Source organism: Nakamurella sp. PAMC28650 (assembly GCF_014303395.1).
Lineage (GTDB): Bacteria > Actinomycetota > Actinomycetes > Mycobacteriales > Nakamurellaceae > Nakamurella.
The window spans coordinates 5272807-5298393 of the sequence record NZ_CP060298.1; the positions used below are offsets into that span (position 1 = coordinate 5272807).

Sequence of the window (25587 nt, forward strand, 5' to 3'; positions counted from 1 at the left end):
CCTGGGTACCCGCTCTGCCACCCGTTCAATCCTTCAGTATCGAAGCCAGCCCCTGACCTGCTCGGCGACCCCACCCGACCACAGCTGGAGGAATGCGCCGGCGGCCGCGACCCCGCGGGTCTGCTGCAGAGCGTGCAGACGGCCGATGGTGAAGGAATTCTCCCCGTCCAGGAACATCCGGACCCCGATACCGCGCAACGTCTCCCGGATCAGGACGCTGTCCTGGTGATCGCCCAGTATTTCTTGCAGCGCGGTGGCGGCGGCAACCAGCGCGGCCGCCGGCCGGCCCAGTGCGGGTGCAGCGACCTCGGCGGCATAGCGGACCCGTTTGGCAGCTTTGCGGACCTCGTGCAACCAGATGTCCCGGCTGTCCCGCACTCCAGGTTCACCTGATGACGCCAACCCGTACAGGGCTTTGCACGAGTGGGAGACCCGTTGCCGCAGCACCGGTCGGGCCTTGCCCGAAGCGAGTTCGGTGAACGGCGGCGCAGCGACGAGATGCTCCAGACGCTCCAGCAACTGGAAATACCGTGAGGACTCCATCGCCGCGACCAGCGTGTCGTGGGCAGTGCGGTAGTCCGACCGCAGCTCCACCTCGAGCCCCGCCGCCACCGGACCCAGCACCAGGTCATCCGGCTCCGCCGCGACCGCCTCCAGCAGGTGGCTGCGCTGCACCTCCACATCCCGGGCGCCGCCCAGGGTGGCGCCGAGCCACTTCAGTTCGCCGCGGATCGGATCGGTGATCTCGCGTTCCAGCAGCGGCCGGAACGTCGCAAGCGCGCTGCGCAGCCGCCGGGTCGCGACCCGCATCCGGTGCACGGCATCGGCGGTGCTGTGGCGGACTCCGCTGTCACGGCCGAGGATCTCGGTGACCTGCTCCGCCAGATAGGCGTGCACCACCGCGCCGGCCGGGCTCTTCTCCGTCAGGTCGGCGACCGCCGGCGGCAGCGGGTCCCGGTTCCGGTCCAGCGCGTGATGCACCTTGGACGGCCAGATCGACAGCGTCGCGCCCGACGCAGTGAAAAGTTCCGCGGCGGCGGTCAGCAGTTTGCGGGAGCCGTCGACGAGTTCGATCTCCCACTCACGCCAGGTGTTGACCAGCGCCTGCCCGGCGATCGGGGTCGAGGTCACCACATCGTCACTGACCTCGGCCAACACCCTGCCGCGCTCGGAGATCAGGCGGTGCACCACCCGATGGGTGGACAACGTCGCCACCGGACGCGGTTCGCCGTCGCGGATCCAGGCGCGCACCCTGGTCAACAACTCCGCCGGCACGCCGGCGTCGTCATCGCCGAGGGGCCGAGCCAACTCCGCCCGGTCGTCTCCGCCGCGCGGCAGCTTCAGATGCCAACCGGCGTCCGTCCCGCCGGTGCGCCTGCGCAACGTGATCCCCGCCGCGGCCAACGCGAGGTCGTCCGTGTCGCAGTACACCGCCTCCAACGTCGACGACAGCACCTGTTCGACCCGGGACACCTTCGGCAATCCCAGCATCGACGGAATCGCCGTCTTCATCGCCACCTCGAATTTGCGTTCGATCTCCAGGTGTTCGGCAGCCATTCATTCACTCCTGACGGGTGGGATCTCGATGCGGAGCGATGGTCACCCGAGTATGACCGCCACCCCTGGCGCAGGTCGCTGCGGCCCTCGAGGTCGATGGTCCCGAGGGTGGACTCCGGTAGAGGCGCAGCGGAGTCCTCAGATGACCTGGTGGTTGATCCCGACCCGCCAGGCCTCCAGCAGCATCGGCGCGACCGACGGGCCGGCGATCAGGATGCCGCTGTCCTGCGGATGAACGTTCAGCCGGCCGCGGGCGTCGTAGACCAGGGCGCCGGCTTCGGCGGCGATCAGCGCGGCAGCCGAATCGTCGATCGGGTCGTAGGCCCCGATGATGCAGCCGGCGGCCCGCCCGGCCGCTGCCTGGACCATCGACAGTGCGGAGGATCCCATGATCCGCACGGTGCACTGCTGGGCGGCGAGAGCGGTGACGGTGTCGGACATCCCCGGCCAGGGAAGATGGGCCAGCCATTCCATCGTGACGACGGTGCCGGCCAGGGTGACACCGCGGTGGGGGGCAAGGGGCCGGCGGAGTGAACCGATGCGGAACTGCTGGTCCAGGTGGGCCAGGTAGGCACCGCCGGCTCGCCGGGCGAGGAAGATCTCCCGGCGGAACGGGTCGACGACAACGCCCAGCAGCGGACCGTTCTCGTCCCAGCAGCAGAGGGAGAAGGAGCACCAGGCAAGCCCGTTGGCATAGTTGGTGGTGCCGTCGATCGGGTCGCAGTACCAGGTGTGGCGAGCGCCGACCGGACCACTGTCGCCGTCCTCCTCGCCGCAGAACCGATGGTCGGGGAAGGTGGTGGCGACAGCAGTGCGCACGTGACGTTCGATCTGGCGGTCCAGCCGGGTGACGAGATCGGCGCCATGACGCTTGGTCTCGACGGAGGTGGCCGGGGTGTGGAAGATCCGTTCGGCGGCCCATGCACCGAGTCCGGCCGCCAGACGCTCCATGTCCCCGACCGACGGATGCTGCGGTCGGGACGGGTGGTTCATCGCGCGACCGGTGCTCTGGTACCGACCAGCGACACGAGATCCTCGATGTGGTTGGTGGTGACGGCATCCGCGCCCTGGATGATGACGGCCGCCATGTCCCGCGGGTGGTCGACCGTCCAGACGCTGACCAACATCCCGCGCTCGTGCATCCGGTCGGCGACCGACGCGGTGAGCAGCTGGAAATAGGGGTTGAAGAACTCCGGCCGCAGCGAATCGAGCAGCTGCTGACCAGGAAGTTCCAGGCTGTCCCACGTCAGGGCGATGCGTGCGGTGGACGATCTGGCCCTGACCGGTGCGGTGAAGCCGGCGTACAGGGCGAGATCAGCGCAGCCGAGCCGGATCAGCAGTTCCGCGGCGACCGGCCCGGCCGCCGGTTCCGGAAGGTCCACCATCAGTTGCACTCCCGCCGACTGGGCCAGGTCGGCCGCGTCGGCCAGGGTCGGGATCCGGCTGCCGCCGACCGGCCGGAGCCGGGCCAACTCGGTCGACGCCAGTTCCGACAGCCGCCGTGGTTCACCCCAGATCCGCGTCAGGTCCGCGTCGTGCAGCAGCACCGGCACTCCGTCGGCCGTCAGCCGGACGTCGATCTCGAGCATGTCCGCGCCCGCGGCCACGGCAGCCTCCAGCGCCTCGAGGGTGTTCTCCACGTGCCCCACCGGTTCGCCGCGGTGGGCGATGGTCAGTGTCATCGGGGGTGCCCGCTTCCGTTGATCAGGGCCGGAGGCCGCGAATGCTGTTGCGCTGCTGACCGATCGGGCATCGATCGGGTGGCCCGCGGTATGGCGTACGAGGCTGCGTCGTTCTGCAGCAGGCCATTCTCGTACACGAGAGCCCGTCGGGCCCGGACGCCGACGTCGGACCCGCTGGGCAGTGCAGCACCCGAGTAGGCGCGCAGAGACGTGCCTCCGCAATCCAGGAGGATCTCCTGGAAATGGCCCCGGGGGACGATTCTGGAGACCGTGGCCGGGCAGGTACCGGCGGCACCTGCGCCCGATAGGACGAGGTCCTCGGGCCTGATCCCGACGCGGTCCCCGGCACCGGCCGACAGGAAATCGACTGGCAGCACCCGGTCGTCGGCCATCCGGACGCCGGCCGCGGTGGGCGACGTGTCGATCAGGTTCATCGCACCGATGAACTCCGCGACGAACGAGGTGGCCGGCGCGGCGTAGAGCTCGGTCGGGGTGGCGTGTTGTTCGATGCGGCCGGAGTTCATCACGGCGATCCGGTCCCCCATCGCCATCGCCTCGTCCTGGTCGTGGGTGACCAGGACGGTGGTGATGCCCAGCCGCTGTTGGATCTCCCGGATGTCCTCGCGGACCTTCACCCGCAGTTTGGCGTCGAGATTGGACAGCGGTTCGTCCATCAGCAGGACCTTGGGTTCCAGGACCAGGGCCCTGGCCAGTGCCACCCGCTGCTGCTCGCCACCGGAGATCCTGGCCGGCATGGTGTCACGGTGATGACTGAGGTTGACCAGATCCATTGCCCAGTCGACCTTCTCGCGGACGGCTGCGCGGGACATCCGGCGCAGGGTCAGCCCGAAGGCGATGTTCGCGGTCACCGACATGTGCGGCCACAGCGCGTAGTTCTGGAAAACCATTGCGGTCGGTCGCTTTTCCGGCGGCGCGTGCGTGTAGTTGATCCCGTCGATCTCCAGCGTGCCGGTGTCGGCGGCCAGGAACCCCCCGATCATCCGCAGGGTGGTGGTCTTGCCGCAGCCGGACGGCCCGAGCAGGCAGATCAGCTCGCCCTGGGCGACGTCGAGGTCCAGGCCCTCGACGATCTTGCGGCCGCCCAGGATCTTGCTGACGGCCCGCAGCCGCAGCCCTGGGGCCGGGTCGCGGGGTGGGGTGGGCGGAGTGGGTGCGTTCGTCATCTGATCTGAAATCCTTCCGCAAGTTGGCCGCCCATGACGTGTTTGCGGACCGCCAGCAGGAGCAGCACCGACGGGATCGTCAGCACGATGGCGAAGACGGCCGCGGCCTGCTCCGGGTAGTTCTCCACGAGGGAATACATCTGGGTCGGCATGGTGATGTAGGTGGGCGCCCCGACCAGGTAGGTGCCCTGGGACTCGTCGAAGCACGACAGGAAGGCCAGGATCGCAGCCACCGCGATCCCCGGAGCGGCCAGCCGCAGGGTGATCCTGGTGAAGACGCGGAAGCGGCCGGCGCCGGCGTCCCTGGCCGCGTCGATCAGGCTGGGTGGCACCGCCGCGAACGCGGCGGCCGGGATCCAGGTCATCGTGACGACGGTGCCGAGCAGTTGGATGATGATCACCCCGGTGACGGTCGTCATCAGGTGCAGTGCGTAGAACAGCGTCGCGATCGAGGTGAACAGACCCATCTTGGGGAACGCGTTGGTGGCGAAAAGCCCGAGAAGGATCACCCGCCGACCCGGAAAGTTGCTGCGGCCCATGGCATAGGCGGCCGGGAGGCAGATGATCGCCGAGGCTGCGGTCGCGCCGAGCGCGAACAGGAGCGACAGCGTGAACGAGTGGCCGAGCTCGGTGCCCTTCAGGACGGTGCCCCACCAACTCATCGTCCAGGTCTGCGGCAGCAGCGCGGGTGCCTTCCACCGCTTCGAGAACGCGGCCAGCGCCATCCACAGCAGCGGCCCGACGACGAACAGCGTCAGCAGCAGCGCGAAAACCGCAGTGGCCGTGCGGGTCAGCACCGTACGCAGCGACCGAGGTGCTGGCGCGGCCCACGATCGGGCCGGCCCGGAGACGAAGGATCGAACAGGACCGGCGGTCACGCGGCGACCGCCGTACTCCGGGAGGCCCTGGCGTTGGCCCAGATGTAGAGGGCACCGATCCCGGCAGCCAGTGCGAACAGGACGACGGCCATCACCTGGGCGTTCTGCGGACGCTGGTAGGCCGCATACGTCTGCTGCAGGGTGACGCCGAGCATGGTCGGCGCGGTCGGGCCGATCAGGTACGGAATGGTGAACGAGCCCATCACCGACACACCGGTGAAGGTCGCCACGATCACCGTCGGCACCGTCGTCATCGGGAGCATCACCGACCACACCGCCCGGGCGCGGGATGCGCCGGCATCCCGGGCGGCATCGATCAACGCGTCCGGGACCGCGGACAGCCCGGACGAGATCAGCAGCACCGCAAAGGGAAGCGACGCCCAGGTCTCACCGATCACGATGCCGGACGTGTGGTAGCTCCAGGCCGGCAGCGTCACGCCCAGTTGCTTGCCGACGCTGACCAGGAAACCGGTGTTGAGGTAGAACTTCCGGATCGCATAAGCCCCGATCACGATCGGGATGAAGAGCGGGATCACCGCCACACCGGACAGCACCCGGCCCAGCCGGCCGCCGGTGAGCCGGGCGTGCAGGGCCACCGCCCACGCCAGCACGACGGTGACCGCCACCGTGATCGCGGTGACCCACAGCGTGACCCCGAGATCACCCCGGAACCGCGAGTCGGCGAAGACCGAACGGTAGGCGTCGAACGTCGGACCCCAACCGACCGCAGAGTGCACCGACACCGAGAGGGAGGTCGCCACCGAGTTGAGACCCCCGGTGTAGCCGAAGGTGTACGCGATCCCGATGACGATGGGGACGCCGACGAACACGATCACCAACAGCACCGGTGGGCTGGCCATCACCAGCATCGACCACCGCGAGCCGACCGGGCGTGGCCGTCGGGTCGGGCCCGGCGTCGGGGTCGGTGCCGGTGCGGTCAGGACGGACACGCTCATCCGGGGACTTTCGCCGCCCACTGGGACTGCATGTCTGCGCCCATCTTGGAACTCACGCCCGGCCGCAGATTCTGCACGTCGACGCCGCCGAAGGCAGTCTGCTCGGCGGTCGGGAGCTTGGTCATCGAGATGGCCGGGAACCCGGCGATGCTCTTGACGATCTCGCCCTGCTGCTGCGGCTGCAGCAGCCACTGGATGAAGGCGGCGCCGGCCGCGGCGTGCTTGCTGCCCTTGATGATCGCCAGGTACGCCGCGCCGCCGGTGAACGACGGATCGGCGATCTGCGTGACCTTGTACTCGGCGCCCAACTGCCCCTGGCCCTTGGCGGCCAGGAACTGGTCCGACCAGACCGGGGCCATCGAGATCTCACCCTTGCCGAGCAGATCCAGCACCGCCTGGTTGCCGTTGGGATACACCTTCTGGTAGATCGAGGGTGTCAGGCCCTTCAGGGTCGTAAAGCCCTGTGCCCACTGGCTTTCCAGTGCCGGCGTATAACCGGACTGCATCTTGGTCAGATCCGCGGCGGAGACGTAGGAATCCAGTACGGTCTCGACGAACGAACCACCGGAGCCGCCGCTGGAGGGATCGTTGTAGGTGAACTGCCCGGGGTTGGCGATGATCCACGCCAGGAGATCCTTCAACGTCTTCGGCGGGTTGGCGACCTTGGTCGAGTCGTAGGCCAGCAGCACCGAGGAACCCCGGTAGGGCAACGCTGCGGAGTCGAACCGGGCCAGTGCAGCCGGATTCACCTCCGAGATGGCCGGGACCTGCGCCGCGGTGATCTTCTGGGTCAGCCCGGCCTGGGCCGCCGCCTCGGCGACCGAATCGTCGGCGACGTCGATCGGCGGAGCCTGCCCGACCTTGTCCGCGGCGGCGATCTTCGAGACATTGAGATTCGCGTTGGCCGAATGGATGTCGAAGACGAAGTTGACGGTGAACTGGGGGCACGCCTTCTTGAAGGCGGGCAGCAGGGTCTGCTGCCACAGGTTCTGCACGTTGACATCACCGTCGGAGGAGAAGGTGAACGTGTCCGCCGCCGCGGAGGACGGGCACCCGGACATCGGGGCGCCTGCCGCCGACACCGCCGCCGAGCTGGAACCCGCCGACACCGCCGCCGAGCTGGAACCCGGGGAGGCCGATGAGGCGGTGGACGTCGAGGAGCAGGCCGAAACCGTCAACAGGGATGCTGCGACGGCAACGGCCAGAACGGTGCTGGAACGCATGATTCTCCAACCGGGAGTCTGTGGGATGACTCCGCCAGAAAATCATCGCCCGGAGTCGTGCAGGCACATCCTCGGTGAACGGAAGAAAAAGAACCCGGGCCCGGCAGGTGGCGCGCATCCCCCGGGGTTCGGTGCTGCAGTGCACGGTTCCCTGCCGCACCTCGAGATCTACCGGTCGAGGGCCGGTCGCTGGTCGGCAGCGGCGACGGGCCTCTCGGGCGCGTTCGCGGCGCCCGTCGGCGCACCGCCCTGGAATCCCTTGCGGACCGCCTCGAAGATGGCTGAACCCTGTCCGACCAGCGATGCCGCGATGTCACCGAGACCGTCGGCTCCGTTGAGGACCGTCACATTGGCCCCGTTGAGTCCCTGTGCCGCCGACTTCACGATCTCCGGGAGTTGCTCGATCAGCATGCGATCGAGAGCGACCCGATTGTTGGAAGCAGCCGCCGCAGCCAGCACCTGGATCTTCTGCGCCTCGGCCGCCGCCAGAATTCTCGTCTTCTCCGCCTCTGCCTGGGCCGGTTTGACGACCTCGGCGACCAGTTGCTGCTCACGGAGTTCGGCGTTGCGCTCGGCGACGGCCTTCTGGGCCTGCAGGACCTCCAGCTGGGCCCGCGCCTGGGTGAGCGGTCCGGCCTGGGCCGCGGTGGCCTGCGCCTTGTCGACCTCGGCCTTGTACTGGGCCTGCAGCACGGTGGTCTGGCGTTGGTACTCGGCCTGCTTCCGCAGGGAATCCTGTTCCGCCTGGGCAGCGAACTGGTTGGCGTTGGATTGCGCGATGGAGGCGGCCTGCTGGATGGCCGCGTTGTGCGGGGCCGACATCGCCACGATGTACCCGAGCTGCCCGTCGTCGATGGACTGGATCTGCAGGGCGTCGACGGTCAGGCCGATCTTGGCCATCTCGGCCTTGCTGCCGTCGAGCACCTCGGTAGCCAGTTTCTGCCGTTCGGTGACGATCTCCTGGACGGTCATCGAACCGATGATGGACCTCAGGTGGCCGGCGAAGATCCGGCCGGTCAGGACGGACATCTGATCCTGGTCGGACAGGAACCGCTGCCCCGCCGCGACGATCGAATCCACGTCACTGCCCACCTTGAAGGCGATGACGGCCTTGACGTTGAGCGCGATACCCTGCTTGGTGACACAGGTTTCCTGTACCTCGGCCTCGCTCATGGCCAGCGACAACAGATTCGCCCGACGCACGAACGGCAGCACATAGGCGCCATGGCCGATGACGACGCGGAAGGGTGAGCCTCCGTTGGAGCGGCCACCGGAGATCAGCAACGCCTGGTCGGGGTCGGGAACTCGGTATCCGAACATCGTGCAGGCGCCTCTTCCGGTGGTGGTGGATGAACAGCGTGCCTGTCCGGACGGCGTGCACGACCGACCTACCCCGCTTCCGTGCGCGACGCGCCGGGCTACTCGGGTTCGGTCGATTCCGACGCTACGCCGATCCGGTGCCCGATGGGCCGCCACCGGTCACGACCACGCGCACCGATTCACCTCAGGTGTCGAGACATCTCCGCCACCGACGATTCCCGGCGATGAGCACAGAAGCCGGGTCAGCAGGCGGTCGGGCCGGCCACCGCGTTGAAGCGGCCCGTGATCCGGTTCCTGCCACGCAGCGATCGGGCCATGAGCCGGCCACCCCACACGGCTCCGACACATAGAATTCCGAACATCGCATCGACGGCCATCGACACCTGGATGGGGAAGGGCCCGTAGCCGACCTCCCGAAAACCCTGGACTTCCACAGGCATGGCTATCACTCCCGCAAACTCACGAGCAGAGCCCCGACGGCACCACCAACCCCAGTATGCGACCGCGCCCCACCGGCCGATGGGTAACCCCCGTCACACCCTGCACCCTCACATCGGTCGACGACGCGGCCACTCGCGCCGCGCGCTGCCGGCGGGTGGACACTGGTGGACGTGGATGCAGATCTTCGGGCACAGCGCCGCCGCTTCGTTCTCGCGCACCACCCTGATCGCGGCGGAGACGCCCGAACCTTCGTGGCCGGGCTGGCCGACTTCGACCGCCCCCGGCCCGACGTGCCGCGGTTCGCCGGCGAGGTCCTCCACGGCGCCGGACGCGTAGCGGAGCAGGAGGCGACCTGGCCCGTCAGCGTCGTGACGCGCCTTCTTCGCCGGACGACATCTCCTCCAGGTCACCGGGTACCCCCGGGTCCTCGGACGAGGTGAACCGCGGAGCTGTCAGAGCATCTCCGGCCTGCGCACCCGGGCTGCGCACAACACGAGGTCTGCGGTGATCGACCGGAGCGAGGACACGCAGTCCGGAAGGACCTCGGCCGAGATGTGGTCGAAGGCGTGCACGAAGGTCGATCCGAGCCCCGCCATCACCGCACGACCGTGGTCGGTCAGCCCGACGATGGAACGCCGGCGGTCGGTGGGGTGCGGACTGCGGTGAGCCAGGTCCTGCCGCTCCAACCGATCGACCAGCGCCGTCACACTGCTGGTGTTGTAGCCGAGCATGGCCCCGAGTTCGCTCTGGCCCAGATCCCCGCAGGTGTGCAGGTAGCTCATCGCCTGGGTCTGGCTGATGTCGACCTGCAGGTCGCCGGCCACCGCCTGCCGGTAGTGCTCACCGGCCAGGATCAGCTCTCGGAGCGCCTGCGCTGCATCCTCGAGTGTTCCGCCGTCGTCTGACATCAGGTGAACCTAGCCGACCACCGTGCCACTTGACCACCAATTCACACGGCGAACGAATTGCTTGACAAGCGAGGTGCCGGTCTGCAAGATCGGAGTATTGCGCTCAGTGGTGCACGCCCGCATGGTCTTGCCGGTCAAACAGTCGGCCGGCAAGATCTCGCCGGGTCGCCGAAGGTTCGCCCGGGGGGTCGCCCGAGGCGTCGCCCAGCCCTCCGGCCGTGACTGATTCCCGGCCGCTCACCATCTCCGGACGCCGAGTGCCTCCACCGGCAATTGCCGGGCGGTCACATGGCGGGCGATGTCATCGACCGTCGTCCCGTGACCGAAGGCGTACCCACGAAGGACGGCCAACGAGTCGATCGGGTCGAGGCCCAGCGCGACGTTGATCATGCCCATCGCGATCCACACCTGCGACCGGCTCCGGACAGCGTCATTGGCACACCACACCGGTTCTGCCTTCGGAGAGTCGCCCAGCCCGGAGTTCGCCACCAGCAGCGCACCGATGATGTCGATGGCATTCTTGACGTCGTTCAGCGCACTCTCGGAGATATCGGGACGCGGATCCGCGTAGTAGAGATCCACCGCGGCGTCCCCGCCGAATTCTTCGGTGGTGACCGGCAGCGAAAGAATGGCCCGGTACGGCGTAGTGGCCAGCAATTCGCGGTAGAAGATCGGCCAGCGCTTTCCCATCGTGTCGGCGGTGGCCATCACCGCGCCGTCCTCGGCATGGGCGGTCAGGCAGGGACCCTCACCGACCGTGAATTGCAGACGCTCGGCCAGCACCGCGTCGTCGTCGCTGGCTCCCAGTGGAACCCGATGACGGAACCCGCTGAAGAAGCTGATTCCGGCGCCGTCGACCGGTAGCACCTGGGCGCAGGCCCTCATCAATCGGGTCGGCAGCAATTCCGGGCCCGGAAGTTCGGGTTGTTCGCCCGTCGACGAGAGTGCGGCGATCCGACCGGCGACATCCATCATCGACCGGTGTCCTGGGGTATTGCGTCCTCACGAGCGGACTCCGGCAACGACGCGATCATTCGTACAGCGTAAGGCACGCCACCGGCAGCACCATTCCACCCACGACCTCTCCCGACCGGCGGCCGGCTGTCGATTTTGCGACCGCAGTTGGCGTCAGCCGTTCCCCAGCAGATCGACGATCTGTGTGCCGGCGGCCCGGAGCCGGACGACCGTGGCCTCGATGACGGCATCGGTCATCCTTTCCGACGGTCCCGACACGGACAGCGCCATCAATGGATGCATGTGCAGTGCGACCGCGACACAACGCACACCGATCTCCATCTCGCCTTCGTCCAGGACGTAACCGTTGGCCCGTACCGCCTTCAGGTGCTCGAGCATCGCCGAGAGGTCGGTGATCGTGCCCGGTGTCCGGGACGGCAGGCCGGTGTGCCGGAGAAGCCGAGCGGCGTGGTCGTCGGTCAACATCGACAGCAGGGCCTTCCCCACTCCCGTGCAGTGCAGGGGGACGCGCCGGCCCAGTTCGGTGAACATCCGCATGGAGTGGCTTCCGGTGGCCTGCCCGACGTATTCGGCCGCGGAGCCAGACAGGACGGCCAGGTTGACCGTCTCGCCGAGAGCTCCGGCCAACCGGAGCAGAAGCGGCCGGGTCCGCTGCCCGATCAGGGAGTTCGCAGTCTCGCCCAGCGTCACCAGGCGGGTGCCGAGACAGTACCGGCGATCGGGCAGCTGCCGGAGGTATCCGCGATCGAGCAGGGTGCGGGCCAGGCGGTGGATGGTGGCCACCGACAGCGTGGTCTCGGCGGCGATCTCGGTGATGCTCAGCGCGCCACCCGCCGACTGGATCACCTCGAGGATGTCCAGCGCGCGCCCCACCGATTGCACCGGGGTGGAGGCGGCCCTGGGCTCCCTCGGGTCGCCCGCCGTCATGTCGCGCTGTTGCCAGTGGTCATCGGACCCTCCTTGACGTGGCCTGGAGTTCCGTTCAAACTTAGACCATGCAGAATACATTTTCCACCTGATGGAATCCTGAAGCTGATCCGAGCTGTCCGGGGCCCATCACGTCACCCATTGCTCGACCGTCGTCCGACGTCATGGACTGCGGACCCTCAAGGAGGCAAAATTGACCGACCGATCCGACTACCTGCTCCGTGGCTCGCTGACGGTGGATCCGCAACTGGTGGACTTCATCGAATCCGAGGTGCTCCCGGAGGTGGCCGTGACGGCGGAGCAGTTCTGGACCGGGCTGTCGCTGGTCGTCGACACGCTGGCCCCGCGGAACCGCGACCTGCTGGCTGCGCGCACGGTGATCCAGGATTCCATCGACGCCTGGCACCGGGAACGGGCGGGTCGACCGTTCGACGCTTCGGAGTACCACGACTTCCTCACCGGGATCGGATACCTGGTTCCGCGCGGCCCGGAATTCGTCATCGACACCGACCGCGTGGATGACGAGATCGCCGTCATCGCAGGCCCGCAGCTCGTGGTCCCGGCGTCGAATGCGCGATATGCCATCAACGCGGCCAACGCTCGTTGGGGATCCCTGTACGACGGCCTCTACGGAACCGACGCGATGGGCAGTCCCCCACCGGCCGGCGACTACGACCGGGCCCGCGGCTCGCAGGTGGTGGCCTGGGCACGGAGGTTCCTGGGCGACGTGGTGCCGCTGGCCGGTGGTCGGCATTCGCAGGCCCGGCGGTACAGCGTCGACGCCGGACGCCTGGTGGTCGACCAGATCGACGGCACCCGCGCCGAACTGGCGGACCCGACCTGGTTCGCCGGGTACACGGGCGAGGCCGGGCTGCCCAGCTCGGTACTGCTGGAGCATCATGGCCTCGGCATCGAACTGATCATCGATCCCTCGACCCGGGTCGGCCGGGACGACCCGGCCGGGATCGCCGATGTCGTCATCGAATCCGCCGTGACCACGATCATCGACTTCGAGGATTCCGTCGCCGCGGTCGACGCGTCGGATAAGGTCACCGCCTACCGCAATTGGCTCGGGCTGATGACCGGGCGGCTCACCGAGGAGGTCAGCAAGGGCGACAGGACCTTCACCCGTCGGCTGACCCCGCACCGGACGATCACCACCCCGGACGGAGGTCAGCGGCAGGTGCGCAGCCGGGCATTGCTGTTGGCCCGCAACGTGGGTCACCTGATGACGACCCCGGCCGTCCTGGACTCGGGCGGCCACGAGATCCCCGAGGGGCTGCTGGATGCCATGGTGACCGTCACGATCGCGCTCACCGATCTCGGAGCACCAGGATCGACGGCGAACTCACCGGCCAGGTCTGTCTACATCGTCAAGCCGAAGATGCACGGTCCTACCGAGGTCGCCTTCGCCGACGAGCTCTTCGGTCTCGTCGAACGGGTGCTCTTGCTGCCGGTCGACACGGTGAAGATCGGAATCATGGACGAGGAACGCCGGACGACGGTCAACCTGGCCGAATCGATCCGCGCGGCGAAATCACGGGTGGCCTTCATCAATACCGGTTTTCTCGATCGCACCGGTGACGAGATCCACACCTCCATGGGGGCCGGTCCGATGGTCCGCAAATCCGACATGAAGGCGCAGCCGTGGATCAAGGCCTACGAGGACTGGAACGTCGACGTCGGATTGGCCTGCGGTCTGCACGGTCGCGCCCAGATCGGTAAAGGGATGTGGGCGGCACCGGATCTGATGGCCGACATGCTCGAGGACAAACTGGCCCAACCACAGGCCGGCGCCTCCTGCGCCTGGGTGCCCTCACCGACGGCCGCGACCCTGCACGCCACGCACTATCACCGCGTCGATGTCGCAGCGCGACAGCAGCAGCTCGCCGCCGGCGGCGCCCGGGCCCGGCTCGCCGACCTGTTGCAGATCCCGGTGGAATCCGACCCGTCCTGGTCGCCCGCGGAGATCCAGGCGGAGATCGAGAACAATGCCCAGGGCATCCTTGGCTACGTGGTCCGGTGGGTGGATCAGGGTGTCGGATGCTCGAAGGTCCCCGACATCAACGGCGTGGCGTTGATGGAGGATCGCGCCACCTGCCGGATCTCCTCGCAGCACCTGGCCAACTGGCTCGAGCACCGGATCGTCACCCTGGCGGAGGTCGACGGCGCCCTGCGGAAGACGGCGATGATCGTCGACGAGCAGAACGCGGACGACCCGCGGTACCGCCCGATGGCGCCCACCTTCGACGGCGAGGCCTTCCGCGCCGCCCGCGATCTGATCGTGCTGGGAACCGCCCAGCCCGCCGGCTATACCGAGCCGATCCTGCACGCCCACCGACAGGCCGCAAAGGCCGCAAGGCCCGAAGGAGCATTCTGATGCCCTCTACCGAACACCTGACGTTGGACCTGGCCCGCGAAATCATCGCGGGCGTGAGAGCAGCCGGCCGAACCGCAGGGCTGCAGCCACTTTCGGTCGTCGTCCTGGACGCCGGCGGCCATGTCACCGCGTTCGAACGGGAGGACGGAGCGGCTAACATGCGGTTCCAGATCGCGTTCGGCAAGGCGCACGGAGCCCTCGCCCTCGGCATGGGCTCGCGTGGATTGATGGTGCGGGCCGAGCAGCAGCCCTATTTCATCGCCGCCGCCACGGCCGCTGTCGGCGGTGCCCTCATCCCGGTGCCGGGCGGATTGCTGCTCAAGGACTCCACCGGCCGCACCATCGGTGCCGTCGGCGTCTCGGGCGACACTTCGAACCACGACGAAGCGGCCGCGTCCACCGGCGTGACCGGGGTCGGCCTGGACTTCTCGACCGGCTGATGCCCGGAACCAGGCAACGGAGGCAATCATGCCGGACTCGTTCGATCTCCAGAGATTCCTCACCGCGCAGAACGCAGGGGGTACCTACGACCAGGCTGTCCTGGAGCTCCGCCGTGGTCGGAAGCGGAGCCACTGGATGTGGTTCGTCTTCCCCCAGATCGCGGGGCTGGGTACCAGCCCGATGTCCCGGCGCTATGCCATTTCGGGTGTGGAGGAAGCCACCGCGTATCTTCAGCATCACATGCTGGGGCCGCGGCTGCGGGAGGTGTCGAACATCGTGGTCGACGCGTCGACGTCAGATGCCGTCACTATTTTCGGCGGCATCGACGCGCAGAAGCTCAGATCGTCGATGACCCTGTTCCGGCGGGCCGACCCGACCGAGCCCGTCTTCGCCGCGGTACTCGGTCAGTTCTTCGACGGCCTGCCGGACCGCGCGACGGAGGAACTGCTGGGCTCCGTCTGAACACCGGAGCCCGTAGCCTGGTGGTATGGCGGCACCCCGGGACGACTACTGGAGCGACCGGCTGGAATCGGTGCTCGCCGGACTGCACGAGGACATCCAGTCCCTCGAATCGGAGCTGGCCGCCACCAGGGCGATTCGCGCCAACGGGAGCGATGACGACGAACACGATCCCGACGGGGTCCCGTTGAGTTCGGTGCTCCAACTCCTGGAGGGACAACGGATGCGCACCCTCGGCCAGGCCCGCGAGGCGGAGATCGCGTTGGTCGATCTCGGGCAGGGACGATTCGGCATCTGCAGGAAGTGCTCTCAACGCATTCCCTCGTCCAGACTGGAGATCAAGCCGACCACGCGCACCTGCCTGAAGTGCGCCGCCTGAACAGGTTTCGTCGGTGCATCGCCGGCCACCGTCAGCCCGGGGTCCATCACCCTGGTGCACGATCGGCTCGCGGTCGGACTCGCCCGGTGTATCGTCGCCGCGGCCGACTCTCCGCGGGGTGTCTTGGATCGGGGGTCGTCCACGGCGTGCTGATCGGTCGACTCATCAGTCTCTCCGGTGTACGCCCGGCAGTGCTGGAACCGACCCGGCAGCGCTGGAAACGAGGAGTGGAGCACAGTGGACGAGGATCAGGGCATGCCGGGGATCCACGACCCCGAATGGGCGAAGCGGGTCGCAGCGATCGAGAAGGAATTCCTCAAGGCCGACCGACGCCGGGGCGGGGGCCGGACAGATGTGCTGGCCGAACGGGGGCGCCCAGCCCGACGATTCCGGACCGCCTACATCTGGGCGATCATCGCCTTCTCGGCCGTGGCCTATGCGGCCATCGCCCACCCCTGGGGGATCGAACCGGTACCGGTGGCCAACGCGCCGCGGCCGATCGTGGCCCAGAACGCCGACGGCATCCCGGCGCCCTCGTCGACCGGTGGGGTCTCCCGTCCACCGGACGCCCCCAGCGGAGGTGCCGACCCCTTTGCCGGAAGTCCCGCCCGGGGCTGGCCCACCGCGGACCAAGGCGTGATCATGCCGACCGCAACGAAAGTCGGCCCCTACTCCTCGACGCAGGTATCGGCCGCACTGGATCTCGCGCACCGATACATCCTGTTGACCCGCGCGGACCCCCGCGTCCTGGTCGATCACCAGCTCCAGCTGCTCACCGCGATGGTCGACCCGGAGGAACTCAGCCGATCCGGCTTCCAGACCACCGGGCCGCATTCGGCTCTCCAGCCGACCCTGTTGGCACCGGGAAGTGCTTTGTCGGCGTCGATCCGGGTCAACGGCACCGTCAACGCCGCCTACCGTCCAGATGCCGCAGGCCGCCCCATGCTGCAGGTCACCACCAACCTCGTCTGGGCCTACCCGCTCGCTGATCGACCCGGTGTGATCACCGACGGCGGCACGATCGCCGTACGACACGACCAGATGACGCTCGACCTCTTCCCGTCCGACCCGAGACTGCGCACCAGGTTGTTCGTCGAGAGCATTCGCGGGTACCAGTTCAACATGGACTGCGCATACGCCGATCAAGGCCTGCTGGGCCTACCCCGCATCGACGATCCCTCACGGCTGCCCGCTCCGTCCGGCGCGATGCCCACCGGCAATCAGGCCTACGACCCGCACACTGCGATCGACGTCGGCCGGAGCTGCAGATGAGCACACCGACGACCGAATCTCCGGGCCGGGGCACCTCCCCGCCGCCGCGCGCGGTCGGCCTGCACCTCTGGACGGCGTCCTGGAGAACCCGTTGCCCTGTCACGTTGCTCGAGCTCGCACCAGGAGGCATCAATTGAACGCCAGCAGCTGCTACAAGATCGTGCTGGGCGTGGCGGCGGTCGTCCTCGCCGCCGTACCGCCCGGGCCGGTCGAACCGGCACCGGCGGCACACGCCGCGCTGGTCGGGCTGACCGATGCCCAGGTGGCGGCGCTGCCCGCGGTGGTCCAGGCGCAGTACCTGGCACCGCTTCGCACCACCGCCGTCGCCCTCGACGCAGCGGGAAAGGCCGGGGCCCACACCTTCTCGCAGATCACCATCGACCCGGAGCACCATGAGGTCGACCTCTACGTGACGGCTCCGGCGCAGGCCGCCTCGATCATCAGGGCTGCGAAAAGGGTGCATCCGTCGATGGACGCCTCCCTGATCCGGATTCGTCAGGCCAGATACACGATCCAGCAGTTGGATGCCGCCCGGGTGGCCTACCTCTCCCACGCCCACGCATTCGAGGCCTATGCCATCGGTCCGGCCCCGGACGGTTCCGGGCTCGACGTCGAAGTGGCGAACCCCGCACTGTCGGCCCAGCAGACCGGCGGCGTCGAGGCCGGCGTCGCGATCGTTTTCGAGCACGGTGCGCGGCGCGTCGCCAAAGTTTACGATTCTCTCGCTCGACCACCGGCCGGCCGGGCCACGTCGGGCCAACCGGTCAGCCCGGCCTGGGCGGCGGTGAAGTGGCACGACAGCACTCCGTTCATCGGTGGCGATGTCATCACCCCGGACGGTCACCGGTACTGCACGGCAGGGCTGCCCGCAGTCCGGACCCGCGACCACCACCCCATCATGGTCACTGCGGCGCACTGCTTTTCGATCGGCCAGAACGTGTTCACCGGCGGGGGGCCGACATGGAGCTGGAACAACAACCGGACGGGGAACTTCGTCGGCAGGGTGACCGGTCGGATCCAGACCTGGGATGCGGAAACCCTCGACGGGGCCAACAACAATGCCGATGACAGCGAGAACGCCGGGTGGAAGCCCATGACCAGCGCTGCCTACTCCTACGTGGGTGATTTCGTCTGTCAATCAGGCGCCAGATCCGCCTACCTCGGTCACGGCACGCCCTGCGGTATCAAGGTGACCAATCAGGATCTCTGGTTCTCCATCGATGGCTACAGCACCCGCGGCGTGGAAGGGGTGGACGTCAACGGCTGGGGATCGGTCAATGGCGACAGCGGTGGCACTGTCTTCGCCCGCACCGCCGGCACCGACGATCGCCAGGCGCGGGGCATGGTCTCCGCCGGCGGCGCAGACGGGACGCCCGACCAGGCCAGGGTCGATTGGCCGGAAGCCCCGGACATCCTCCGTGCCTACGGCCTGGAACTCAACCCCACCACCTGAGGCGACGCTCTGCGCGGGCCGAGGTCCCTGCCGGTGCGGGGGTCCGCCCGGGCACACGTCAGGCGTGCACATCCGGTAGTGGGTCCCCTTGCAGCGCATCGGCACCCTCGAGCAGCGCCGGAGCCTGGGCGAGAGCGTTGGGCCGGACGATGGACAGCACGACGACGTAGAGCACCCCGAGAGCGACGAGCCCGACGGTGAGCCAAGGCAGCGCGTTGTACGGCGCGGCCTGCCCGGGTCGCAGGTCACCCCAGATGGGGATGGCGAGCACGATCAACCCGATGACGGGTGAGAGGACCCACAGCAGGGGGTTCTTCCTGATGCCGCCACGGCGCAGCTTGACGAATTGCACGATCAGGGCGATGTTCGCGACGACGTACATGATGATCAGGCCGAGGATGCCGAAGGTACCCAGGAAGCCCGACGCGGTGGCGGGGTCGGTGAAGGCGGTGGAGATCACGCCGATCGCCAGGCTGGGCGCGACGAAGGCGACGGCTGCGACCCAGGGAGTCCGGAAGCGCGGGCTGATCGTGGCCAGCGTCCTGGGCCATAGTCCGCCTCTGGCTCCGGCGAAGATCACCCGTGAGGTCTGGGTGTTGGCCGCGACGTAGGAGCTGGTGACGCTGGACAGGAACACCCAGGTGATGACCGGGGCCAGAAACGGGACGAACGTCTTGGAGGCCGTGTAGAACGGATTGGGATCGGCGGCGAAGGTGCCCATGTTCCCGACGCCGAAGGCCGTGACGATGGCGTACGAGCCGAAGACATAGATCAGGCCGCTGATCACGACGGAGCCGACGACCGCGATCGGTACGTTCCGGCGCGGGTTGCGGGTTTCCTCCGCAAGCGGGGCGGACGCCTCGAATCCGCCGAACGCGAGCACGGCCAGGCTGAAGGCCACGAAGATGTCCGAGGCGCCGGCCCCGGTCGGCCACGTGAAGGGTTTTGCCGAAAGTCCCTGCGCGCCACCGCGGGCGATCACGGCGATACCGAAAGCCAGCAGCACGACCACCTCGAAGACGTACAGCACGATCGTCGCCCGGATGCCGAACTGCAGCCCGACGATGACGGGCAGGGTCACGATGATGCCGAAGACAACGGTGACGATCTGGGTGATCCCGGGGATGTCGGGATTGTTCAGGACGTTCTGGACGATGTAGCTGCCGACGAAGACGTAGATCCCGCCGAAGGCGATCATGTAACCCACCAGGGCGATGACGCCGACGGCAGTCGCGACCTTCGGGCCGATCGACCTGGTGATGTAGGTGACGAACGATCCGGCGCTGGGATAGATCGAAGCGAATTGAGCCAGACTCAGCCCGGTGGCGACCATGCCCACCATGCTGATGAGAAAGACCAGCGGGACCGAGGCCCCCGCGAGGGAGGCCATCACGCCGGTGGTGAAGAAAAGGTTGAAGGCGGGCGCGATCTGGGCCAGGCCCGGCATGAGAACGCCGAGCAGGCCAAGCTTCTTGGAACTGAGCGTGCCCGCAAGCGGAGCCCCTTCATCGAACCGCGTCATCAGGAGCTCCGTCCGTTGTGCTGCAGCAGGAAGTCGACGAAACTGGCATTGAAAGGATCTGGATGTTCCCAGATGCATCCGTGCCCGCCGGGGGTCGTCGCCCAGGACGATCCGGGGATCAGCTCGTGCAGTTCCTTGGACAATGCGGTGGGGATGAGGATGTCCTGCTCGCCGGCCAGCACCAGGGTCGGAACGCTGATCCCGCCCAGAAGCCCCGTGGTGTCGAAGTTCTGGATGACGGCGAGCTGGGCGAGATAGGCCGGGACCGACTGGTCCATGTACCGCATGGCCGTCTCGAACTCGGCCAGCTCATCGGTTCTGGTGCGGAAGAAGTCGAGCGTGAACGCCCACAGGGTGACATCCCGCATCACGAACGGCACACCCAGCACCTGGGCGGCGTCCGCCCACATCGCGAACATTCGGGAGCAGAACGGTCCGGGGGCCGCGTAGGTGCAGGCCAGCGTCAGCGAACGGAGGTCCTCCTGGTAGCTCAACGCGTACTGCTGGGCCACCATGCCGCCCATCGACACGCCCATCAGGTGGAAGTCGGCGACCCCGAGATGGTCGACCAGCGCTTTGGCGTCGTCGGCGAGCAGCTGGGCGCTGTAGGGGCCGGTGGGTCTGTCGCTGGCCCCGATACCGCGGTTGTCGAATCGGAGGACGCGGAAACCGGCAGCGAGCAGGGCCGGCACCTGGAAGGCCCAGGTTTCCAGGTCGTCGGCGAGACCGTTGACCAGGACGACGGTCTCGGGTCCTTCGCCCTCGATGCGGTAGTTGATCGCGCTGCCGTTCAATCGTTCAGTGGGCACGCCGGTGGCCTCTCTGGGTGTGGGATGGAGTGGTGGACGGGGATCGCCCGATGCGGGTGTACAGCGCCCGGAGGGTCGTCTCGGTCAGGGAGAAGTGCTCGGCTGCCCTGGCGGCCGCCAGTTCCGGGTCATGGTCCAGGACGGCCTGGGCCAGACAGGGATGCTGCTCCAACGCGCGGGCCCGGACCTGCTCGTTGTAGGGCTCGGCCTCGAACCCCAGGCTGACCTCACGCCGGATGCGCAGGCTCAGGTCGGTCAGTTGCGGGTTGTGGGCGGCCACCGCGATGGCGTGATGCACCTCCAGGTCGGCCAGCCGGGAGGATTCCCGGTCCGCGCCTGCCTTTTCGTAGGCGCGCAGCGCCGTCTTGATCCGACGCCCGTCTGAGGCGGTGCAACGTTGCGCGGCGGTGCGCGCGATCTGCTGCTCGATGAGTGATCGCAGATCCAGGGTGACCTCCAACCGACCCCAGTCCGGCTCCAGGGTGCGACGGACCATCGCATCGGAGTCCGGCCCCCACTGCCCGGTGACCACGGTGCCCCCGCCGCGGCCTCGCTTGACCTTGACGTGGCCGAGCGCGGCCAGTCGGGCCAGGGCTTCCCGCACGGTGGTGGGGCTGACCTCGAGCAGGACACCCAGCTGTTGCACCGTCGGCAGCTTCTGGCCCGGCACGAATTGCCCGAGGGCGATCGCGGTGACGAAGCGGTCGGCGATTCGCGACGCGGCCGTCTCGGCGGGAAGTGGCCGCAGCGCACCGATGTCCAGGCCCACCTCGGGCACGGTCACCGCAGTTCCACCGCAGCCGGGTCGGGGGCGAACCAGTCCGACAGGAAGCGGGCCACCGACCGTGCGCACTCCACGATGCCGACCATTTCGACCGCCTCGTCCGTACCGTGCATGTTGCGTGTGCGGGGACCGTAGGCCACAGCCGGCATCTGGAACTGGTTGAGGTAGAACCGGGCGTCGGTGGTGGAGCCGATCACGACCCGACCCGGTGGCCGTCCGTGCGCGCTCTCGTGCGCCCTGGCGAGCAGGTCGACCAACTCGCCCCGGGGCTCCTGCGCATGCCGTTGTGCACGGAATCCGGTCAGCGCGCATCGCGGCGGATGCTGCACCAACCACGGATCAGACCGCACACCGGCCAGCACAACGGCCCGGACCCGCTCCAGGGTCTCCTCGCTGCTCCAACTCCCCGGGTGCCCGACCCGCACCTGCAGCCGCGCCACCGCCGGAACGCTGGACGCCCAGTCCCCGGCGTGGACGGTCCCCACGTTCACGTTGTAGGGATGGATCATCTGGCTGAACGCGGGGTCCCCGGCGCTGCGGTGCGCGGCGTTCATCTGCTGCTCGAACTCTTGCAGGGCAACCAGCACGGCGGGAATGGCGGCGATCGGATTCACCGACCGCAGGGCCGCCTCCGCATGGCCGGCGCGCCCGTCGATCTCGATGTCCACCCACACGATACTGATTCCCCCGAGCAGGATGTCGAGGTCGGTGGGTTCCAGCAGGAGGGCCGCCTCCGCCGTGTAGCCGGCGCGGCCGGCGGCCAGCGTGCCGTTTCCGGTGCACTCCTCCTCGATCGCCGACACCACCGTCAGCCGACCGCCGAGCCACCCTGGCGCCACCTCGTCCAGCGCCCACAGGGCGAGCAGCCCGGCGGCGAACCCGCCCTTCATGTCCCCGGCCCCGCGGCCGACGAGCCAGCCGTCTCGTTCGGTGGCCACGAACGGCGGGCTGGTCCACCCGACCGGATCGTCGGCGGGCACGACGTCGATGTGCCCGTTGAGAAGAAGGCTGCGGCCGCCCTTTTCGCCGCGCTCGCCGACCAGGTCATAGCGGCCGGCGTAGCTGCGGGACGGTACGCCCGCGTCCGGGTCGGAGCCGATGGTCTCGGGGATGGCGAGCCGGGTGACGTCGAATCCCAGCTTCGCCAGCTCCGCGGCCAGTACTTCCTGGGCTCCGCTCTCGTGCCCCACGGTGCTCGGCTCGGCGACCAACCGGCGCAACACCCCGAAGGCGGTCGGCGCCAGCCGGCCGATCACCTCGTCGAGGCGCCGAACGTCCATCCGGTCCGCCCTTCCCTTAAAGAACCAATCACTGGTTGTTTGATGCTAGCAACGCCGGCGACGTTGCGGAAGGCGTTGGGGCCTCGCGTCCGGCCCTCGGTCAGTTCTCCGGTCCGGAGGGAAATTCCACGCTGCGTGGATCGAGGCCGAGGCCGCGGATGTGGCGGGCGATCTCCTCCAGCGACGCCACCCAGACGTCGGCGCACGAGTTGACGTGGCCCATCAACTCGTCGAGCTGATGGGCGCGGGAGGGACGCCCGGACAGGAACGGGTGGTTCGTGAGCACCCAGCAGCCACCCACCGAACGCAGACCCTCGAATTCCGCCTGCCACAGTTCCCTTGCCTTGGCGGGTGTTTCGATCAGTCCGCTGCCGGAGATGTCGGGGAGGAAGCAGAATTGCTCCCAATCGTCCAGGGCCCACTGGATGGGTATCTCCACCACGGATCGCGGTGCATCCGGGCCTACCTCGAGTTCGCACGGGTGGTCGGCGGCCATCAGGCTCGAGTCGTAGAGGAAATCCCGGGCGGCGAGCAGCGCCGGGGTCCGCCACGAGAGGTCCCACATGGGAGCCCGGTAGCCGACCGGCCGGACACCGGCGACCTCCTCGAGGGCCTCGAGCCCCCGGTCGAGGGCAACCGCCTCCTCCGTAGCGCTCAGACCGGTGGGCTGCTCGTGCAGATATCCGTGATGGGCGATCTCATGTCCGGCGGCGACGATATCCCTGACCACCGAGGGATATCGATGAGCGGTGTACCCGGGAACGAAGAAGGTCGAACGGATCCGGTGCTTGTCCAGCAGGCCGAGCAGGCGCGGAACCCCGACCAGAGGGCCGTAGGCCTGGTGGCTGATCACGCTCATCCGATGAGCGTTCTGCGGCGCCCGCCACAGGACGGCCGACTCTGCGTCGATGTCGAAACTGAACGACGCCGCCGAACTCTTCCCTTCCGGCCACGACACCGGGCCGGCCGGGCCGCTCATCCGCGCCCACCGGTGGACATGATGGTCACCAGTTCGTACGCGAGATTGGCGGCGGCGACGGCAGTGATCTCGGCGTGGTCGTAGGCCGGGGACACCTCGACGATGTCGGCCCCGACGAGAGGGAGCCCGCCCATCCCCCGCAGGACGGCCAGCAATTCCCGACTGGTCATCCCACCCGCCTCCGGAGTACCGGTGGCCGGGGCGAAAGCCGGATCCAGCACGTCGATGTCGATCGAAACGTAGACCTTGGCATCGCCCACCCGGTCGACGACACGCTGCACGATCCCGTCGATCCCGATGCGGTCGATGTCTCGGCAGTGCACGATCGTGAACCCGAGTTCGGCATCATCGAGCAGATCCTTCCGGTCGTAGAGCGAGCCGCGGATCCCGACGTGCGCGGAGTTGCCCTTGAGCAGCAGACCCTCCTCCGATGCGCGCCGAAATGGCGTGCCGTGCGTGGTCGGGGCGTTGAAATAGGTGTCCCACGTGTCCAGATGCGCATCGAAGTGCACCAGGGCCACCGGTCCGTGCACGGCTTTGATGGCCCGTAGCGCCGGAAGGGCGACCGTGTGGTCTCCCCCAGGCCGAGAAAGGGCCGCCCGTCACCGATCAGCGGCCGCAGTCCCCGTTCGATCTGTTGCAGCGCTTCAGGTATGTCGAAGGGGTTGCAGGCGATGTCACCCGCGTCGACGATCTGCGCAGTGCGGAACGGCTCGGCGTCCAGGGCGGGGTTGTAGGGACGCAGGAGTCTGGAGGCCTGTCGGATGTGGGCCGGACCGAACCGTGCTCCCGGACGGTAGGTGACGCCGGTGTCGAACGGTAGGCCGACCACGGCCACGTCGTACCGGTCGACGTCCTCGAGTCGGGGGAGACGTGCGAACGTGGTCAGTCCCGCATAGCGCGGAACCTGCAGTCCGTCGATCTGCCCGACGACTCCGTCCGGGTAGTGCTGGTGTTGCTCGGTCACTGGTGATCGATCCCTTCCTCTTCTTCATCCGGTGGTGTCCAGCACTGCCCGCGGGCGTCTCAGGCCCGGCTGCGGGTCGATCCACCGTTGGCCTGGACCACCTGGCCGACGATGGCCGACAGGCGGAAGTCCGCCAGAAATGCGACCACGGCGGATATCTCGTCCGGTTGCGCGATCCGGCCCAGTGGTATGCCGGCGGCGTAGATGGCGTGCATCTCGGCCAGGCCGAGCCCGGCCTCCCGGGCGTCGACCTCGAGCTGCGGGGTGTCGGTCACCCCCGGTGCGACTGCGTTGACGATGATCCCCTCCGGCGCGAGCTCCCGGCCGAGGGTCTTGACCAGGGAGATCAGTCCGGCCTTCGAGGCGGCGTAGGCCGTGGCGCCAGGCCATCCGGTGACGCCCCACTCGCTGGACACGACCACGATTCTTCCGCTGCCGCGTCGGCGCATTCCGGGGAGCACGGCCTGCACGAGGTGAAAGGTGCCCCCCAGGTTGGTGTCGACGACCTTCCACCAGTCCTCGGCGTCCGCCTCGACGAGGGTGGCCATGCTCATGTAGGCATGATTGGCGACCAGCACGTCGACCGGCCCCAGCCGGGCCTGGACGTCGGCCACCACATGCTGCACCGACTCCCGGTCGCTGACATCCCCTGGTGCTGCGACGCCCCCGATCTCCACGGCCAGCGCGGTGAGCTCGGGCGAGGTAACGCGGTCGTTGACCGCCACCGCGGCACCGGCGGCGGCCAGACGTCGGGCATGGGAGGCGCCCATGCCCTGCGCGGCGCCGGTGACGAGGGCGACCTTGCCGGTGA

The 25587-nt window shown here is 68.2% G+C and carries 25 protein-coding genes and 1 pseudogene; 6 read left to right on the forward strand and 20 right to left on the reverse strand.

Annotated elements, in window-relative coordinates; genetic code table 11:
- Positions 1 to 33: 33 nt before the first annotated feature.
- The 13 genes from H7F38_RS23810 to H7F38_RS23870 all read right to left on the reverse strand — a co-directional run bounded on the left by H7F38_RS23810 (position 34) and on the right by H7F38_RS23870 (position 12051).
- Entirely contained in the window at positions 34 to 1557 is a 1524-nt protein-coding gene (locus tag H7F38_RS23810) for a CYTH and CHAD domain-containing protein (protein WP_187092067.1), read from the reverse strand.
- Positions 1558 to 1695: 138 nt separating this feature from the next.
- Positions 1696 to 2550, reverse strand: a complete 855-nt coding sequence (locus H7F38_RS23815) for an inositol monophosphatase (RefSeq protein ID WP_187092068.1) — start codon at positions 2548 to 2550, stop codon at positions 1696 to 1698.
- Positions 2547 to 3239, reverse strand: coding sequence for a glycerophosphodiester phosphodiesterase (locus tag H7F38_RS23820; RefSeq protein ID WP_187092069.1), 693 nt, complete (start codon positions 3237 to 3239; stop codon positions 2547 to 2549). The genes H7F38_RS23815 and H7F38_RS23820 overlap by 4 nt, the downstream gene beginning before the upstream one ends.
- Positions 3236 to 4423 carry an ABC transporter ATP-binding protein gene (locus tag H7F38_RS23825; protein ID WP_187092070.1) on the reverse strand — a complete coding sequence of 396 codons (1188 nt, stop codon included), beginning with the start codon at positions 4421 to 4423 and terminating at the stop codon, positions 3236 to 3238. Before H7F38_RS23825 ends, H7F38_RS23820 begins: the two co-directional genes overlap by 4 nt.
- Positions 4420 to 5220, reverse strand: a complete 801-nt coding sequence (locus tag H7F38_RS23830; RefSeq protein ID WP_222618293.1) for an ABC transporter permease — start codon at positions 5218 to 5220, stop codon at positions 4420 to 4422. The genes H7F38_RS23825 and H7F38_RS23830 overlap by 4 nt, the downstream gene beginning before the upstream one ends.
- A 77-nt stretch (positions 5221 to 5297) precedes the next feature.
- On the reverse strand, positions 5298 to 6257 hold the full coding sequence (locus tag H7F38_RS23835; protein WP_222618294.1) for an ABC transporter permease: 960 nt from the start codon (positions 6255 to 6257) through the stop codon (positions 5298 to 5300).
- Positions 6254 to 7480 carry an extracellular solute-binding protein gene (locus H7F38_RS23840; RefSeq protein WP_187092071.1) on the reverse strand — a complete coding sequence of 409 codons (1227 nt, stop codon included), beginning with the start codon at positions 7478 to 7480 and terminating at the stop codon, positions 6254 to 6256. The genes H7F38_RS23835 and H7F38_RS23840 overlap by 4 nt, the downstream gene beginning before the upstream one ends.
- A 168-nt stretch (positions 7481 to 7648) precedes the next feature.
- A complete protein-coding gene (locus H7F38_RS23845; protein WP_187092072.1) occupies positions 7649 to 8800 on the reverse strand; it encodes a flotillin family protein in 1152 nt (383 codons plus the stop codon).
- A 242-nt stretch (positions 8801 to 9042) separates the two neighbouring features.
- Positions 9043 to 9240: a hypothetical protein gene (locus tag H7F38_RS23850; RefSeq protein ID WP_187092073.1), complete on the reverse strand. Its 198-nt coding sequence runs from the start codon at positions 9238 to 9240 to the stop codon at positions 9043 to 9045.
- Positions 9241 to 9348: 108 nt separating this feature from the next.
- Complete coding sequence (locus tag H7F38_RS23855; protein ID WP_187092074.1) at positions 9349 to 9651, reverse strand: hypothetical protein; 303 nt, start codon at positions 9649 to 9651, stop codon at positions 9349 to 9351.
- 42 nt (positions 9652 to 9693) lie between these two features.
- Complete coding sequence (locus H7F38_RS23860; RefSeq protein ID WP_187092075.1) at positions 9694 to 10149, reverse strand: MarR family winged helix-turn-helix transcriptional regulator; 456 nt, start codon at positions 10147 to 10149, stop codon at positions 9694 to 9696.
- A gap of 237 nt (positions 10150 to 10386) precedes the next feature.
- A complete protein-coding gene (locus tag H7F38_RS23865) occupies positions 10387 to 11124 on the reverse strand; it encodes an ANTAR domain-containing protein (RefSeq protein WP_187092076.1) in 738 nt (245 codons plus the stop codon).
- A 153-nt stretch (positions 11125 to 11277) separates the two neighbouring features.
- On the reverse strand, positions 11278 to 12051 hold the full coding sequence (locus tag H7F38_RS23870; RefSeq protein WP_187092077.1) for an IclR family transcriptional regulator: 774 nt from the start codon (positions 12049 to 12051) through the stop codon (positions 11278 to 11280).
- 193 nt (positions 12052 to 12244) lie between these two features.
- Between H7F38_RS23870 and H7F38_RS23875 the strand changes: the two genes are divergently transcribed.
- From H7F38_RS23875 to H7F38_RS23900, 6 genes are all read left to right on the forward strand, one after another.
- On the forward strand, positions 12245 to 14431 hold the full coding sequence (locus tag H7F38_RS23875; protein WP_187092078.1) for a malate synthase G: 2187 nt from the start codon (positions 12245 to 12247) through the stop codon (positions 14429 to 14431).
- Positions 14431 to 14871 (forward strand): heme-binding protein, encoded by a 441-nt coding sequence (locus tag H7F38_RS23880; protein ID WP_187092079.1) that lies wholly within the window; start codon positions 14431 to 14433, stop codon positions 14869 to 14871. The genes H7F38_RS23875 and H7F38_RS23880 overlap by 1 nt, the downstream gene beginning before the upstream one ends.
- 28 nt (positions 14872 to 14899) lie before the next feature.
- Positions 14900 to 15334, forward strand: a complete 435-nt coding sequence (locus tag H7F38_RS23885; RefSeq protein ID WP_187092080.1) for a DUF1810 domain-containing protein — start codon at positions 14900 to 14902, stop codon at positions 15332 to 15334.
- Positions 15335 to 15359: 25 nt separating this feature from the next.
- Positions 15360 to 15710: a TraR/DksA C4-type zinc finger protein gene (locus tag H7F38_RS23890; RefSeq protein WP_187092081.1), complete on the forward strand. Its 351-nt coding sequence runs from the start codon at positions 15360 to 15362 to the stop codon at positions 15708 to 15710.
- Between the two features lie 237 nt (positions 15711 to 15947).
- Positions 15948 to 16982, forward strand: a complete 1035-nt coding sequence (locus tag H7F38_RS23895) for a hypothetical protein (RefSeq protein WP_187092082.1) — start codon at positions 15948 to 15950, stop codon at positions 16980 to 16982.
- Between the two features lie 133 nt (positions 16983 to 17115).
- Positions 17116 to 18435, forward strand: coding sequence for a S1 family peptidase (locus H7F38_RS23900; protein WP_222618295.1), 1320 nt, complete (start codon positions 17116 to 17118; stop codon positions 18433 to 18435).
- A 58-nt stretch (positions 18436 to 18493) separates the two neighbouring features.
- Here the strand turns inward: H7F38_RS23900 and H7F38_RS23905 are convergent, their stop codons facing one another.
- From H7F38_RS23905 to H7F38_RS23935, 7 genes and pseudogenes are all read right to left on the reverse strand, one after another.
- Entirely contained in the window at positions 18494 to 19957 is a 1464-nt protein-coding gene (locus tag H7F38_RS23905) for an APC family permease (RefSeq protein ID WP_187092083.1), read from the reverse strand.
- On the reverse strand, positions 19957 to 20766 hold the full coding sequence (locus H7F38_RS23910) for an alpha/beta fold hydrolase (RefSeq protein WP_187092084.1): 810 nt from the start codon (positions 20764 to 20766) through the stop codon (positions 19957 to 19959). Before H7F38_RS23910 ends, H7F38_RS23905 begins: the two co-directional genes overlap by 1 nt.
- Positions 20756 to 21550 carry a FadR/GntR family transcriptional regulator gene (locus H7F38_RS23915; RefSeq protein WP_187092085.1) on the reverse strand — a complete coding sequence of 265 codons (795 nt, stop codon included), beginning with the start codon at positions 21548 to 21550 and terminating at the stop codon, positions 20756 to 20758. The genes H7F38_RS23910 and H7F38_RS23915 overlap by 11 nt, the downstream gene beginning before the upstream one ends.
- A complete protein-coding gene (locus H7F38_RS23920; RefSeq protein ID WP_187092086.1) occupies positions 21547 to 22830 on the reverse strand; it encodes an ArgE/DapE family deacylase in 1284 nt (427 codons plus the stop codon). The genes H7F38_RS23915 and H7F38_RS23920 overlap by 4 nt, the downstream gene beginning before the upstream one ends.
- A 100-nt stretch (positions 22831 to 22930) precedes the next feature.
- Positions 22931 to 23809, reverse strand: a complete 879-nt coding sequence (locus H7F38_RS23925) for a polysaccharide deacetylase (RefSeq protein ID WP_187092087.1) — start codon at positions 23807 to 23809, stop codon at positions 22931 to 22933.
- Positions 23806 to 24776 (reverse strand): annotated as a pseudogene (gene speB, locus H7F38_RS26810) (agmatinase). The gene H7F38_RS23925 and the pseudogene speB overlap by 4 nt, the downstream one beginning before the upstream one ends.
- Before the next feature lie 59 nt (positions 24777 to 24835).
- Positions 24836 to 25546: an SDR family NAD(P)-dependent oxidoreductase gene (locus H7F38_RS23935; protein ID WP_187094951.1), complete on the reverse strand. Its 711-nt coding sequence runs from the start codon at positions 25544 to 25546 to the stop codon at positions 24836 to 24838.
- Positions 25547 to 25587 lie beyond the last annotated feature (41 nt).